This window comes from Streptomyces sp. TSRI0107, from assembly GCF_001905845.1.
In the GTDB taxonomy this organism is placed as follows: domain Bacteria; phylum Actinomycetota; class Actinomycetes; order Streptomycetales; family Streptomycetaceae; genus Streptomyces.
In genome coordinates this window covers 210,915-225,526 of record NZ_LIVZ01000013.1, presented here as the reverse complement: position 1 = coordinate 225,526, position 14,612 = coordinate 210,915, and the positions used below count along the sequence as shown (strand labels likewise).

The following is a 14,612-nucleotide window of genomic DNA, read 5'->3' as shown; positions in this document are numbered from 1 at the left end:
CACGCATGGCGCACCGCAAGGCACCGCGCCGACCCCGCATCCCCTCGCAACACCCCTGTGAACTGGAGAACCACGTGGCAGCCCCCATCGAGGACTACGCGCTCATCGGCGATATGCAGACCGCGGCCCTGGTCAGTCGGGACGGGGCTGTCGACTGGCTGTGCCTGCCCCGCTTCGATTCCCCGGCGGTCTTCGCCGGGCTGCTCGGCACCGATGAGCACGGCTTCTGGAGGATCGGCCCGGCCGGCTCCTCGCCCGCCGCCGAACCCGTCGAGGAGCCGCACCACCGCGGCGACGCGCTGTTCGAGGACACCGGCGCGCGGCGCGTCCCGGCGGGCGCCGCGGCGCCCGCCCCGCCCGCGGACCGCCGCCGCTACCGCGGCGACTCCCTCATCCTCGAACAGGAGTGGGACACCCCCAGCGGCTCCGTCCGGGTCATCGACTTCATGCCCCCGCGCCACCTCACGGAAGGCGTCGGCAGCCCCACCATGGTCCGCATCGTCGAAGGGGTCTCCGGCCGCGTGCGGATGCGCTCCGCTCTGCGCATGCGCTTCGCCTACGGACGCGTCGTGCCCTGGGTGCGCCGGATCGACGACGGGCACGAGCAGCGCACGGCCGCGGTGGCCGGGCCCGACTCGGTCTGGCTGGACGGCGAGGCCGAGACCTACGGCCGGGACCTGACCACCTATGCCGACTTCACCGTCGGCTCCGGTGAACGTGTCGCCTTCGCGCTGACCTGGCAGGCCTCCCATCTGCCCCCGCCCGTGCGCACGGACGCCGAGGCCGCGCTCACCGCGACCGAGGACTTCTGGCGCGAATGGGTCGCGCACTGCACCTACCGGGGCCCCTACCGAGAGGCCGTGATCCGTTCCCTGATCACGCTCAAAGCCCTCACCTACGCGCCCACCGGCGGCATCGTCGCCGCGCCCACCACCTCCCTGCCGGAGGACATCGGCGGTGTGCGCAACTGGGACTACCGCTACACCTGGCTCCGCGACGCCGCCATCACCCTCTCCTCGCTGCTGCGCACCGGATACCGGGACGAGGCCCGCGACTGGCGCGACTGGCTGCTGCGCGCGGTCGCAGGCGACCCGGAGAACCTCCAGATCATGTACGGCATCGCCGGCGAAAGAGAGCTGACGGAGACGCAACTCGACTGGCTGCCCGGCTACGAGAACTCCACTCCGGTCCGCCTGGGCAACGGCGCGGCGACACAGCTGCAACTCGACGTGTACGGCGAGGCGGTGGAGGCCCTCCATCTCGCCCAGCTGTCCGGCTTGGCGCCCAACAGCTACGCCAACCTCCTCCAACTGCGCCTGATCGCCTATCTCGAGCAGCACTGGCGTGAACCGGACGAGGGCATCTGGGAGATCCGCGGCCCGCGCCGGCACTTCGTCCACTCCAAGGTGATGGCCTGGGTCGCCGTCGACCGCACGGTCAAGCTCCTCGAAACCACCGCCACCGACGGCCCCCTGGACCGTTGGCGACTGCTGCGCGACGAGATCCACCAGGACGTCTGCGCACGCGGCTACGACCCCGACCGCAACACCTTCACCCAGTCCTACGGCTCCGAGGAACTGGACGCCGCCCTTCTCCTGATCCCCCAGGTCGGCTTCCTGCCACCCGACGACAAGCGCGTCATCGGCACCATCGAGGCCATCCAGCGCGAGCTTCTCACCCCCGATGGGTTCGTCCTCCGCTACCCGACCTCCGGCGGGGAGGCGGGCGTTGACGGTCTCCCCGGCGACGAGGGTGCCTTCCTGGCCTGCTCCTTCTGGCTCGCCGACGACCTGGCGCTGATCGGCCGAGTCGAGGAGGCGCGTGAGCTCTTCGAAAGGCTCCTCGCCATCCGTAACGACGTCGGCCTCCTCGCCGAGGAATGGGACCCTCGCCGCAAGCGCCAGGTGGGCAACTTCCCTCAGGCCTTCAGCCACGTGCCCCTCATCGACACTGCACTTCGCCTCCTGTGAGCCTTCATCCACGTCGCGGTTTTTCCGGGCTCGTGCGCGGAAGGCGGGCGGCCCGGCGATCACAGGCCGAAGCGGTCGGGCCCTTCGGCGGAGAGGCGCTGCTCCGCCCAGATCACCTTGCCCTCGCGGCCGTGCCGTGTGCCCCAGCGCTCGGTCAGCTGGGCGACGAGGAGCAGGCCACGGCCGCCCTCGTCGAAGGTCCTGGCTCGCCGCATGTGGGGAGCGGTGCTTCCGGCGTCGTAGACCTCGCAGGTGAGGGTGGGCTGACGGATCAGCCGCAGCTGGATCGGGCTCTCGCCGTAGCGGACCGCGTTCGTCACGAGCTCGCTGACCACGAGTTCCGCGATGAAGGACAGGTCGTCCAGTCCCCAGGAGGTCAGTGTGTCGGAGGTGAATCTGCGGGCTGTGGAGACCGTCGCGGGGTCGGACGGGAGGTCGAGCGTGGCGACACGACCGGGATCGAGCGCCAGTGTGCGCGCCACCAGAAGAGCCACGTCGTCCGCGGGACGGGTGGGCAGCAGCGAGGCGAGGAGACGGTCGCAGATTTCGTCCGGCGACTCCGGGGCCGAGGCGAGGACGTCACACAGAGTCGTCCGGGTGACGTCCACGTCACGCGTGCGGCTCTCGATGAGGCCGTCGGTGTACAGGGTGAGCAGGCTGCCCTCCCGCAGGGTGAACTGCGTGGTCTCGAAGGGCAGCCCTCCCAGGCCGAGGGGCGGCCCGATCGGCATGTCAGGGAGGTCGACCGATCTGAGGGCCGGGCCGTCGCTGTCGGGTGCCGGCGGACTCGCCACGGCCGGCAGCACGTGTCCGGCGCTGGCCAGGGAGCACACGCGGGAGATGGGGTCGTAGACCGCGTACAGGCAGGTGGCGCTGGTCTCACCCGCGTCCTGGCCCTCCTCGCGTTGCAGCCGGATGACCACGTCGTCGAGGTGGGTGAGCAGTTCGTCGGGCATCAGGTCGATGTCGGCGAAGGCACGGACGGCCGTGCGCAGGCGGCCCATGGTGGCAGAGGCGTGCAGGCCTCGGCCGACGACGTCGCCCACGACGAGGGCGACGCGGGCTCCGGACAGCGGGATCACGTCGTACCAGTCCCCTCCCACACCCGCGCGGGACCCGCTGGGGAGATAGCGGGAGGCGGCGAGGACGGCGGACTGCTCCACCATGTGCTGCGGCAGCAGACTGCGCTGGAGGGTGAGCGCGGTGGCGTGCTCGTGGGTGTACCGCCGCGCGTTGTCGAGGTGCACCGCCGCTCTGGCCGCGATTTCCTGGGCGAGGAGAAGATCGTCGTCGTCGAAGGGCGTACTGCTTCCCGTACGGAAGAACTGGACGAGGCCCAGGGTGTCTCCGCGGGCCAGCAGGGGCACCAGCAGCACCGAGTGGACGCCGTCCGGGGACCGCGCCCACCATGTGGGGGCGTCGGAGGCCATGACGCGGTGCAGCCCCGGCCGGCCAGTGGCGAGCGCACGGGCCGGCTCCGACTCCGGTGGATAGGTGTGCGTGCTGCCCGGCGTCAGGGGGAGCTGCGAAGGGGCGCCGCCCGATGCGGACTGCTGTGCGACACGGCAGAGCAGCGTCGGGTCCGGCGGAGGGTGCGCGCCGGAGTCCGGGAGGGCGGAGACCAGGAGGTCGACGGTGACGCGGTCGGCGAAGTCGCCGGTGCCGACGTCCGCCAGTTCCTGAGCGGTGTGGCTGATGTCGAGTGTGGTCCCGATCCGTCGGCCTGCCTCGCTGGTCAGTACGAGCCGCCGCTGCAGCCAGCGGTCACGCTCCTCCTGGTAGGACGCGACGATGTGTTCGGCGGTGCGGTCGACATAGGCGGAACCCGCCTCCATCAGGCGCATCGCCGCGGCGTTGATCAGTTCCGGGTCGGCGGTGAGCCTGGGGACCTCCGCCCAGATCAGCTGGAACATGACGACGTGGCCCAGCCGGTGGGCGCGCAGAAGCGTGCTGAGGGGCACGCCGCTCCGTACCAGCTTCCGCGAGACCTCCATGGCATGCGGCGGCGCCGCGGCGACGTCGGCAGCGTCGAGGCCGTGCTCGAGTACGTCCAGAAACCTGGCGACGTGCTGGGCCGCGTCCTCCCGCGCGATGGCGGCGAAGTCCTCGTACTGCCATGGCTGGGGAAACTCACTGCGCAAACGCTGCAGCAAGGCGTCGACCGAGTCGTTCGTCCGCGGTCTGATTTCCTGAGCCAGGCGGCGGAGGAACGCGTCGACATCGGTCCTCATAAGTGCATTGTCCGCACGCGCGAGGTCGCGTGCCACCGGGGCCGACCCAGCTCCTCCGCTAGCCCCGGTGTGACAACGGATGAGCGTTTCGGTCAAGCGGAGCGGCAGTTCCGATCATCGTCACAGGCCTGTCGCGGTCATGACCTCCTGTGCATCGGCATCCAGGTCTCGCGCGGCCTCGGTCTCCCGACTGTCCTCAACGGCGGGGTGCCGCGGCACGAGGTACGAGGTACGACAGATGAACCGAGGGAGCTGACCGCGTGTACGAGCGCGCAGAAGACACCAGTCATCCGACGACAGGCATGGCCGCAGGTCTCCGGAAGTCCGATGAGGCCGAGGCAACGACCCTGTACTTCCAACGCTGCACGTGGTGCGGCACGGTCTCCTACAACCGGCTCCTGTGTCCGGCGTGCCAGAGTACGGAGCTGCGCACGGAACCCAGCCAGGGCATCGGCACGGTGCGACACTCCCGAGCGATCCTGTGCAACACGCCCTCCGCGCGCAATGTGTCGCTGGTCGAAATGGCCGAAGGGTTCGTGGTGCGTGGCCGCGTGATGGGAGTGTCCGTGGGCATCCCCACCGGGTCCCGGGTCCAGTTGTTCACGACCAAGGATTCGGTTCGGCAGGAACCGCTCTTCAGGTTGCTGGACGACAGGCATAAATGAGCAGTGCCGCCATTGAGTCTCACAGGCCGCAGGAGCCGCCGCCGGTGCGGAACTTCCGGGCGTCGGCCCAGCGGCACGGTCGCATTCCGACGACGAAGATCCAGGTGACACACGTCGCCAAGGGGCTCCTTGCCCGCTAGGCCAGGCGGCCAGATGGCGTTCCGGCGGTCCCACAGCCGCAGCCGACAGCCGACAACGGAATCACGAGATGGTCCTGGACCGGGACGGCTTCCCGGCCTGGGGCTTTCTCGCGAGGCGATAACTCCCTTGACTCCCGTGACTCGGAAGGTGTTCGACGTCTCAACCCCCGGGCGCGGGAGCCGCGTTGGACCTCAACGAGTGTCGGTGAGGCCACCGGTGACGGCGATCACTTCTCCGACCGTGAAGCTGGAGTCGGCATCCGAGGCCAGGTAGACGTAGGCGGGAGCGACCTCCTCCGGCTGGGCGACGCGGCCCATGGGGGCCGAACTGCCCAGGTTGGTGAGGTAGTCATCGGGAAATCGCTGACCCGCCACATTGAGCACGGTCCAGGTGGGGCCAGGGGACACGACGTTGGCGCGGATACCGCGGCCGGCCAGGTGCGAGGCGATGGATTTGGTGAAGAGGACCATGGCGGCCTTGGAAGCCGCATAGTCCATCATCATCTCGCTGCCCTTGAGCGCTTCCTCGGAGGCCGTGGCAATCACGGCGTCGCCATGGGAGAGATGCGGGAAGGCTGCCATGACCAGGTGGAAGTAGGCGTACACGTTCGTCTTGAAGACGCGGTCGAAGTCCTCGGCCGTCAGGTCCGTGACATCGTTCTGACTGTTGAGGTAAGCGGCGTTGCTCACCAGGATGTTGAGGCCGCCCAATTCGGCGACGGTGCGTTCCACCACGTCGGCGCAGAACGACGGATCGCACAGGTCACCGGGCAGCAGCAGGCAGGTGCGCCCCTCCTTCTCCACCGCCTCGCGCGTCTCGGCGGCGTCCCGTTCCTCCTCGGGGAGGTAGACGACAGCCACGTCGGCTCCCTCACGGGCGTAGAGCACGGCGACGGAGCGACCGATACCGGAGTCGCCTCCCGTGATGAGAGCGACTTTCCCCTGAAGTTTTCCGGAGCCGCGGTAGTTCGGGGCGAGGTAGCGCGGCCTCACCTCCATCTCCGCCTCCAGGCCAGGGCGCTGTTGGCGCTGGAACCGGTAGGGCGGCGTAATCTCCGCTTCCTCCTGCGGCATCGTCGGCGGCTCGTCCGGCGCCCGGCCCATAGCCTTCTCCTGCGGCATCGATCGAATCCCTTCGCAAGCAAGTGGGTGTACCTCTCGCGCCACCGGTCCGGTAGCGCCCCAACACGCGTGTCCGTGACAGATGAGGCCAAACAGTCGAGTCGCTGGGTCGGGCTCCACGAGCGTGGCAGCCGGCACGGCAGCAGATCTCGATGAGGCGGAGGGGCGTGAGCTGATCCCTCGGCGACGGCCACCGACGGCATGTAGCTGTACCAGCTTCTGCTCGCCGTGAGAGCGGTCATCCATTGACGGAGTGAGCACTCACTCCGCAGTGTCGCACTCATGACAGAACCCAACGAGACGGGGCGGTCTCGGGGCGCGCCGAGTGAGTGCGCGGAGAAGGCGCCTGGGGGTTACGGCCCTGGCCGTCCTGGTCCCCGTCCTGGTGTGGCTGGTCGCGGACCCTCTGCTGGGGCACCGGCTGCGGATCACCGACGGCGAGCAGACGCTCGACATCGGCGCCGTGCCCGTGGCGGCCGTCGCACTGCTCGCGTCGCTCTCCGGCTGGGGACTGCTGGCCGCCCTGGAGCGGTTCGGGGCACGGCACGCCCGCGCCATCTGGACCGGGGTGGCCGGCGTCGTACTGGCCGCGTCCTTCCTGCCGTTCATCGGCGACGGCATGGACGGCGGCACCCGGATCTCCCTCGCATTGATGCACCTAGCGGTGGCGGCGGTGCTGATACCCGGGCTGGGTGGCAGGTCTCCCGGGGTGGAAGCCGATGCCGTTGGGGGGTGACCGCAGCACCAAGTGCGCCGCCCACGCACAGCACCAGTAAAGACAGACGGCTATCAAAGACAGACGGCTATCTAGGACTGTCCGGCCGTTCGATGTCGCCCCAGTGGGTTCTGCAAGGATGCCGTGATGCAGCACATGCCGGAAGACCCGTCCCTCCTGCCCGCTCCATGGTGGGTGCCCGACGACGGCAACGGCATGCACGGCTTCGAACTTGAACTGCAGCGTGAGCTTTCCTTTGGTCACCCACTGCACGGGGCGAAGGCCACCGCTGTGGCGCGATGCGAAGGGTGTGACGATGTCCTGTTCAGCGTCGCGAACAGGCCGTACCCCCGGGCTGTGGTCCACCTGACATGGACGGGCCGCGAAGAACGTGCACCGTGGCCGATGACAACGCCGTTTGCAAGTCTGGCCGACATAGCAGCGTTTTCCGGGTAGCCGAGTGGACAGAGCCGTCGCGTACGCGAAGGTGCGTGAGGCCGTTGTCGAGAAGGCGACTGCCATCCGAACAAAAGCCGCCGCCCGGCACGCACCGACGTACAGGGCAAGCCTCTGCCGCAAGAGGGCCGGTGGTTCCTGAACTTGGGAGCCGCAGGCTCTCCTGTTGCGACATCGATGCCGTGTTTCAGGGCGTTGACTGGCCTTGGCGAGATTGAGGGGTGAGTCGGACCGACGGGGAATGTTTCACCGGTCGATTCGGTGTCCGAGGCTGGCAGCGCCTTTGCTGCTGTCAACAAATGACTACACTGCTGGCCAAGATCCGCGGGTGCCCGCTCGGACGGGCAGGGCACGCGCTGTTTGGTGTGCCCGTGGGTGAGTGTGTGGTTACGGGAAAGGGCGCACTGGGGGGCGGGTTCGCGGCGTCTGCCTGCGCCGGAGGGGGATCACGGGGTGAGTGAGACAGAGGAAGCGTCCGCGGCGCCCGCGGCGCCCGGTCGGCTGCGCCGGGCGCTGCCGCACAGCAGGCGCGGCCGCTTGTCGCTGGTATCCGCGCTGGTGCTCGCGCTTGCGGGCGCCGGGTTCGGCACGTGGGCGGCGGACACCTGGCCGTGGCCGAAGGACCGCTATTGCTGGGGCGCATGGGAGGAGGACAGCGGCCCGGGCTTCCTCGGCGACGAGGCCTTCGGCGACGATGACGACGGGTCACGCACCAGCGAGGAGACGACGCCCACCCGCGAGCGCCCGATCGGCACGTGCAAGGTCTCCATCGCCAGCGACTTCGAGAGCAGCTACGACGGCGACAAGGTAACCGTCGATCAGCAGGTGTCCGTCGAGTACGGCCCGGTCCCCAAGGCCGCGGAAGCCCGGCTCAAGATGATCCAGGACGGTTTTCTGGGCGGCAACATGGTCCCGCTCCCGGACGGCCTGCCGGGCACGGTGAACGGGCGCGGCGGCCTGCTGGTGCTCCCGGAATCCTGTGATACGCGGGACGGCCGGCCGACCGTCGTCACCATGCGCGCGTCCGGCACGTACACCAGCGACTCCTCGTCCGCCCAGAGCGATCCGGCCGATCTGGGCGGTGTCCGTCAGGCTGCGGTGCTGCTCGTCGCGGTGGCCAACCACGGCATGGAGGCAGCCGGTTGCGCGCCGGACGAGCCGCTGAAGGTCAGCTCGCCGGTCTACGACCTGCCTGGCGAGCGGGAGCTCATCTTCAGCGCCGGCGACGTCTGCGGCATCCGGGGCCTGCACCTCGACACGGACGACATCGAGGACCAGACCGGCGCGGCCACCCGTGACCTGCAGACGTGCAGCGTCCAAGGCAGTCGCGACGGCTTGGCGTACCTGCAGCTGGCGATGGTCGCGCAGCCCCGGCTGGCCGCGGTGTTCGACGGCATCGTCGGCGAACGCCCCGTGGCCCGCGGCTGGCGCGGCACGGGCAGGATCGGCAAGGAGCACGCGATCGTACGCGCCGACTGCGCCGGCCGGCCCGCCACCTTCCTGATGGGCGTCTCCACGGACCCCGACCACCTCGCCGCGTTCGCCAACGCGGCCGCCGCCCGCCTGGGCTGCGCCCCCATCGCACCCAAGGGAGCCGCCCGGTGACCAGCACCGCGGACGAGTCGAACCGATACGAGCAGCCCCTGCCCGCGGACCGGGAGCAGCTCAGCGAACCGCGCCTGCCCCGGTGGCACTGGCGCAGACTGCTGCGCGGCCGGGTCCGGCCGCTGCTGGCCTCAGGCCTCGCCGGGACGCTGCTGGGCGTCGGCGGTATGGCCTGGCAGGCGCAGGCCGGGCCGTTCGCGCCGGATGAAGTGTGCTGGGGCGCGCTGTCCCGCGACGACCTCGCTCCGGTGTTCCGCGAGCCCGAGGACGTCAAGGCGGTCGAGGCGCCCGTGCTCGGTGACCACTCGGAAGGCCCCACCGGCAACTGCCAGTTGACGAACAGCGACGGCGACCAATGGGCGCTCACCGCCCGGGTGCACCAACTGAACGACCGGACCGGCGACAACAGCAAGTGGGTCGACGAGTTCCTCTCCGCCCGCCTCACCCCGCTCGGCGGCGGCCTCCTGGGCATGGCCTCGGACAACCGCGCCTGGCTCGCCATCCCGGACGGCTGCCTGGGCCGCCCCGGCACCCTCGACGGGCCGACCGTCGTGGACATCACCCGGGGCGACTGGATCAGCGACCTGGAGCCGCGTACCGAGGATCGGGACTGGATGGCCCGCGTGGTCGTGAAGCTCGTCAACAAGGTCAGCACGGACCTGGGCTGCACCGGCACGATCGCCGACCCGGTCGAACGCCTGCCCAAGGCCGCCCGCTACACCCGCACGGAGAAGCCGGACGCGCTCTGCGGCGTCAAGGGACTGACCCTGGGGAAGAAGCGCAAGCCGGACCAGTACCCCATGATCACCGACGGGCACGGCCCAGTGCGCACCTGCGACCGGGACATCACCGGCTCGCAGCCGGAACAGCGCCTGATGACCGTCGAGGACCCGCGGCTCGCAGCGCTCTTCACGAGAATGACGCTGAACGAAGGCGACCGGGTGCACTCCGACTTCGGCTTCGGCGGCCTCGGCCCCAACCTCGGCATCTTCGAGGCCCGTTGCCAGGCGGGCCCGACGGTGTTCCTCGTACAGGCCAACGAGAGCGGAATGAGCACGGACCTACGCACCCTCTTCCCCCGCTACGTCGAAGCCGAGGCCGCCCGCCTCGGCTGCGGCCCGCTGAACCTGGAACTGCCACGGCCGAGCGGGAGCCGCTGACTCCTGCGGCAAGCCCGACCCAAAGTGAAATAACCCTCAGTAATGACTTGATCGCGTAGGGTGAGTAGGTCCTTGCCGCATGAAAAGAAGGAGCAGCCCGTGCTGTCATGGGACCTGAAGAACTTCATCGACAACAACCAAGTCTTTGCGGTCCTCGCCACCACCCAGCCCGATGGCAGCCCGCAGCTGTCGGTCGTATGGCTCAAGCGAGACGGTGACGACCTCTTGGTCTCCACGACCGTGGGACGGCGGAAGGAACAGAACATGCGCAGGGACCCGCGCGTGACTGTCATGATCAACCCTCCGAACGCCCCCTACACGTACGCCGAGGTCCGAGGCAGCGCCACACTGACCACGGAGGGCGGCCAGGAGCTGATCAACGAGCTCTCCCGCCATTACACCGGCAAGGACTACGCCGACTTCAATCCCGCTGCCAAGGACGATGCACAACGGGTCGTCGTCCGCATCACCCCGCGCAAGGTCGTCGGAAGCCTCTGAACCTGACGCACTGCCCCGGCCGGTCTCGCCGGCCCAGGCGTCACGTGCCGACAGGGCTACTGACCGCGCTGGTCCTGTCCAGTGTCGTCGCGTCGTTAAGTTCCTGGGCGACGTGAGCGGGTTCTCGCCGGGCACGGTCAGCGTCCTGCTCGTGGTTTTCGGTGTCGCCTGTCTGGCCGGGGTGAGCATCACCGGGGCGTTGCTGGACCGCTTCCCGCAGTGCGCGCTGCCCACAGCCGCAGCCACGCAGGCGGCGGGCATGCTCGGCCTGTACTCCGTCGGCACCCATCCGGTGGCGGCGGTCGCGTGCTTGGTCCTGATGGGCGGTGCGCTCGGGCCGGTGTCATGGTCACCCAGAACGAGATGCTGCACTGCGCGCCGGGCCGCACGGACATCGCCCTCGCGGCCAACTCCGGCGCCTACCACGCCGGTATCGCGTCCGGCGCCGCACTCGGGGCACTGGTCCTGCCGTACGCCGGGGTGCGAGGCGCCCTCCTCGCCGGCGGGTTGCTGAGCGTCGGGGCCTGCGCGGTACAACTCGGTGGCCGTCTGGCACCTGGGATCCCGCGCCTACGAGGTGATCGAAGCAGCGCCCGCTGGCCAAGTGCGTGGTCGTCAACCCCTCGATAGAGTCTCCCCGGCCGCCTGCCCTCGGCCCCCGCCTCCGGCCCGCTGTCCATATCCGCCCTACGACCTAGGCGACGCATCGGCTCATGCCCCGTACCACCCCTCCCCGCCCCATCGACGTGGAAGCGGCCCTTCCCGAACTGGCCGTCCTGCGCCGCACCGCGACCCGGCTGCACCCGCGCCGCGGCACACCCACGGCTCAGGACAGCTCGGTCGGCGGACCGATGCTGTGGCCGGCCGACGACCCCTGGCCCGTATGCACGCTCGCGCACAAGCGCGGCAGCGGCCACCACTACGCCGATGTGCTGCGCACGCGGGAAATCCTGGAACAGGCCTGGCGGCGCGATCCACGCTCAGGCCCGAACGCCGAGGAGGCCGACGAGCTGGCCGGCTTCAAGCGCGGTCGGCACGCGCCTCATCTGGCCGATACCGACCCCATTCCGCTGATCGGCGTCGCCCAGTTGTACCGGCGGGACGTCCCCGGCCTGCCCGACACCGGGGACGGGGATCTTCTCCAGGTGTTCTGGTGCCCCTTCGAACGGCACGGCGAGAGCCGCCACGAGATGCACGTAGAACTGAGGTGGCGTCGCTCGCGGGACATCGGCACGCCGCTGACCGAGCAGCCGGTTCCCGAGGTCGTCGACCGTCCCGAACTCGTTCCGTCCGCGTGCGTCGTGCACCCCGAGGAGGTCATCGAGTACCCGTGGTTCGAAGAGCTCCCCGCGAACTTGTGGGAGCGCGTCGAAGCATGGGCGGGGCCGGCAGACGAGGACCAGGACGAGGAAGAGGATGAGGGCGAGGGCGAACAGTACATCTACGACCTGTCCACGGCCCCCGGCTGGAAGGTCGGAGGCCACATCGCCTGGAACCTCACCGGACCCGCGCGTCTGACCTGCTCGGTCTGCGGCACGAAGCTCACCGCACTGGTCACCGCTGACCAACGCGAATGGGACCCCGCCACCACCAGCTGGGTCCCCTGCGAGGACCGGCAGGACATCCGGGTCATGGGCGCCAACGTGCCGACGGGGGTCTCACCGGGCCGGGGCCGACTGATCATCGCCGTCTGCCCCCGCGACTCGCACCACCCGTTCCGCCTCGTCACTCAGTGAGCCCCGCCGGAGCCGGGTCCCGGCAGGACGGTGGCGTACTCAATGCCGAGGTGTCTGACCGGCGCGGAATCTCACCCTCGCGCGGCGCACGGTGATCGTAAGATCGCGGAACTACAAGGGGAGGGTCATGAAGAACAGAACACGGCAGGGGCGAAGCGGAAAGTGGGCTGTGGCCGGCGGGGCCGCGATCCTCGTGCTCGTCACAACTACCAGTGCCCACGCCGAAGGCGAGGGAGATGTCCGGGTCACCAAGACGGTCGTCAACGGCGGCAACAACGTCATCGTCGGTACGTCCAAGACCGTCAAATACCCAGTCGCCATCACCATCAAGGACGACTCGGGTGTGAAGGGTCTCAGCCACGCCAGCACCTTCTACACAGGCAGCACCAGTGGCGGCAATTTCGCCGAGTGGACCGACACCGACTGCGTCAAGAAGTCGTCGACGACCTCGGTGTGCACCGCCACGATGACCATTGTCCCGGCCTGGATCGCCGACAGCAGCGACAGCGACAGCAACAAGGCCGCCGGCGTGTGGCAGGTGAACGCCACCGTCAAGGCCAACGACGGTGACTACTGGATCTCCGACGACATCGCCCGTTACAAGGTCAAGCGAGCCTCCAAGCTGACGACCAACGCCACGCCCGAGCCCGTCGCCAAGGGCGCCTCGCTCACCGTCACCGGCAAGCTGACCCGAGCGAACTGGGAGAGCCTCGAGTATCACGGGTACACCGGCCAAACGGTCAAGCTGCAGTTCCGTCCCGCAGGCGCCGCCCACTACAGCACCGTAAAGACCGTCACGACCGGCGATCACGGCAAGCTGAGCACCAAGGTGACCGCCACGTCGGCCGGCAGTTGGCGCTGGTACTTCCCCGGCACCACGACCACCGCGCGCGTCGTGTCAGCGGGCGACGCGGTAGCACTGAAGTAACTCCTGCGAGCGACGGCCGGCCCAGCCTGCCTGTTGCCCCACGGTGTCCGGCAGTTCTTCAACGTCCAGGCCACCGCGGCTCCAGCACTGCGGCCGCCCAGGCGGGCCCGGCGGCCGGGCTTTCCTCCCCCTCCCAGCCCGGTACTAGCCGGGCTGGGACCAAGTCGCGGCACATCACGAACCGTGACCCAGCACGACCACGGGCAGACCGTGCGGCCGAGGCGGCCTGTTGGGCAGCCGCAGGGCCGTCTCCCCAGTTCAGTCGACCGAGTCGGCGGCCAGTACCCACAGATCGCCGGTGCCGCAGGCGATCCGGCGGCCGGTGCCGGACGGGGGCCGTTCCAACGTCGTGCGACGCAGGCGCCATCGTTTTCCGTCGATCAGCGCGATCGGCCCCTCGCAGCGAGGGTGGTGGCCTGCGATGTTCCACGCCCGCACTTGGGTGTGGATGTGGGTGGCCGGGGCAGACCAGTCCACCGTGGCGTAGTCCTCGCCGAAAAAGCCGGCCCAGCTGTCCGTCTGCTTCGGCTGCGGCTCGCCGGCCTCGCCGCGTACCAGCCGCCCGAGCACGTGCGGCAGGAGGGACGAAGCGGCTTTGAGGACGAGTGAGTTGATGCCGGTGAAGGACCACACCGAGCCGTCCAGCGGGATGCGTGTACGGGCCAGCACGGCCCCGGTGTCGAGTTCGGTGTCCATCCGGTGCCAGGTCACGCCGATCTCGCGTTCCCCGTTGCGCACTGCCCAGCCGACCGGGTTCGGGCCTCGGTAGGCGGGCAGGTCGGAGGGGTGGCAGTTGACCGTGCCCAGCCGGGGGGCGGTCACCGCGGCGGCGGGCAGCTTCCTGGGGTATCCGTAGCTCACCGCCGCGTCCGGGGCGTAGGCGCGCAGCAGTTCGCCGATCCGCTTCGGGGTGGCGGGGATGGCCAGGTCCACTCCGGGTGGGAGGTCGTGTTCGCCGAGCACGTGCCCGGGCCAGTCGGCCGGGCGCCGGTAGCCGATCACCACCGGCACCTCGTGCCCGAGGGCCTGGATTGCCTCGACGAGTGGCGGTGCCGTCTGTGGCAGCGCCGCCACTACGGCCATCCTCAGCGGTGGGGCGGCGTCCGGGGCGGTTTCGGCGGATGCCGTCGGCTGGGCGGTCATCGTTCGGCCTCGGCGGTCCGCAGGGAGCGCGGGCGCAGGTCGGTCCAGGTGGCCTCGATCCAGGCCAGGCAGGTGGCGCGGTCGGCTCGGGGGTGTGCTTCGCGCCAGCCCTCGGGGACGGTGATGTGGGCGGGCCAGAGGCTGTGCTGGTCCTCGTCGTTGGCCAGCACGATGAAGACGCCGTCGGGATCGTCGAAGGGGTTCATGGGTTTCCTCGGGAGGTCGGAGGCACGCCGGATCGCC

At 69.6% G+C, this 14,612-nt stretch carries 13 protein-coding genes; 9 read left to right on the top strand and 4 right to left on the bottom strand.

Translation table 11 applies throughout. The features are described 5' to 3' along the window. Nucleotides 1–74 precede the first annotated feature (74 nt). Entirely contained in the window at nucleotides 75–1,970 is a 1,896-nt protein-coding gene (locus AMK31_RS31800; RefSeq protein ID WP_073944158.1) for a glycoside hydrolase family 15 protein, read from the top strand. Nucleotides 1,971–2,029: 59 nt separating this feature from the next. Here AMK31_RS31800 and AMK31_RS31795 read toward each other — a convergent pair whose 3' ends face one another. After that, on the bottom strand, nucleotides 2,030–4,201 hold the full coding sequence (locus AMK31_RS31795; RefSeq protein ID WP_073944157.1) for an ATP-binding SpoIIE family protein phosphatase: 2,172 nt from the start codon (nucleotides 4,199–4,201) through the stop codon (nucleotides 2,030–2,032). A gap of 260 nt (nucleotides 4,202–4,461) precedes the next feature. Between AMK31_RS31795 and AMK31_RS31790 the strand changes: the two genes are divergently transcribed. Continuing rightward, nucleotides 4,462–4,866 carry a Zn-ribbon domain-containing OB-fold protein gene (locus AMK31_RS31790; RefSeq protein ID WP_385312446.1) on the top strand — a complete coding sequence of 135 codons (405 nt, stop codon included), beginning with the start codon at nucleotides 4,462–4,464 and terminating at the stop codon, nucleotides 4,864–4,866. Between the two features lie 332 nt (nucleotides 4,867–5,198). Here AMK31_RS31790 and AMK31_RS31785 read toward each other — a convergent pair whose 3' ends face one another. After that, the gene (locus AMK31_RS31785) at nucleotides 5,199–6,128 is read right to left on the bottom strand and encodes an SDR family oxidoreductase (protein WP_241842785.1); all 930 of its coding nucleotides are present in this window, start codon (nucleotides 6,126–6,128) and stop codon (nucleotides 5,199–5,201) included. 325 nt (nucleotides 6,129–6,453) lie between these two features. Here AMK31_RS31785 and AMK31_RS31780 point away from each other — a divergent pair, with 325 nt between their 5' ends. The 7 genes from AMK31_RS31780 to AMK31_RS31745 all read left to right on the top strand — a co-directional run bounded on the left by AMK31_RS31780 (nucleotide 6,454) and on the right by AMK31_RS31745 (nucleotide 13,226). After that, the gene (locus tag AMK31_RS31780) at nucleotides 6,454–6,864 is read left to right on the top strand and encodes a DUF6069 family protein (RefSeq protein WP_073944155.1); all 411 of its coding nucleotides are present in this window, start codon (nucleotides 6,454–6,456) and stop codon (nucleotides 6,862–6,864) included. A 126-nt stretch (nucleotides 6,865–6,990) separates the two neighbouring features. Further along, nucleotides 6,991–7,299 carry a hypothetical protein gene (locus AMK31_RS40530; protein WP_143204279.1) on the top strand — a complete coding sequence of 103 codons (309 nt, stop codon included), beginning with the start codon at nucleotides 6,991–6,993 and terminating at the stop codon, nucleotides 7,297–7,299. Between the two features lie 453 nt (nucleotides 7,300–7,752). Then, nucleotides 7,753–8,904: a hypothetical protein gene (locus AMK31_RS31770; RefSeq protein WP_241842784.1), complete on the top strand. Its 1,152-nt coding sequence runs from the start codon at nucleotides 7,753–7,755 to the stop codon at nucleotides 8,902–8,904. Then, a complete protein-coding gene (locus tag AMK31_RS31765) occupies nucleotides 8,901–10,064 on the top strand; it encodes a hypothetical protein (protein WP_073944154.1) in 1,164 nt (387 codons plus the stop codon). The genes AMK31_RS31770 and AMK31_RS31765 overlap by 4 nt, the downstream gene beginning before the upstream one ends. Before the next feature lie 99 nt (nucleotides 10,065–10,163). Further along, nucleotides 10,164–10,562, top strand: coding sequence for a PPOX class F420-dependent oxidoreductase (locus tag AMK31_RS31760; protein WP_073944153.1), 399 nt, complete (start codon nucleotides 10,164–10,166; stop codon nucleotides 10,560–10,562). Between the two features lie 713 nt (nucleotides 10,563–11,275). Beyond that, the gene (locus tag AMK31_RS31750; protein WP_073944152.1) at nucleotides 11,276–12,298 is read left to right on the top strand and encodes a hypothetical protein; all 1,023 of its coding nucleotides are present in this window, start codon (nucleotides 11,276–11,278) and stop codon (nucleotides 12,296–12,298) included. A gap of 127 nt (nucleotides 12,299–12,425) precedes the next feature. Beyond that, nucleotides 12,426–13,226 (top strand): hypothetical protein, encoded by an 801-nt coding sequence (locus AMK31_RS31745; protein WP_241842783.1) that lies wholly within the window; start codon nucleotides 12,426–12,428, stop codon nucleotides 13,224–13,226. 258 nt (nucleotides 13,227–13,484) lie between these two features. Here AMK31_RS31745 and AMK31_RS31740 read toward each other — a convergent pair whose 3' ends face one another. Then, nucleotides 13,485–14,300: a methionyl-tRNA formyltransferase gene (locus tag AMK31_RS31740; protein WP_073944150.1), complete on the bottom strand. Its 816-nt coding sequence runs from the start codon at nucleotides 14,298–14,300 to the stop codon at nucleotides 13,485–13,487. 65 nt (nucleotides 14,301–14,365) lie between these two features. Then, nucleotides 14,366–14,575 carry an MbtH family protein gene (locus tag AMK31_RS31735; protein ID WP_073944149.1) on the bottom strand — a complete coding sequence of 70 codons (210 nt, stop codon included), beginning with the start codon at nucleotides 14,573–14,575 and terminating at the stop codon, nucleotides 14,366–14,368. Nucleotides 14,576–14,612: the final 37 nt, after the last annotated feature.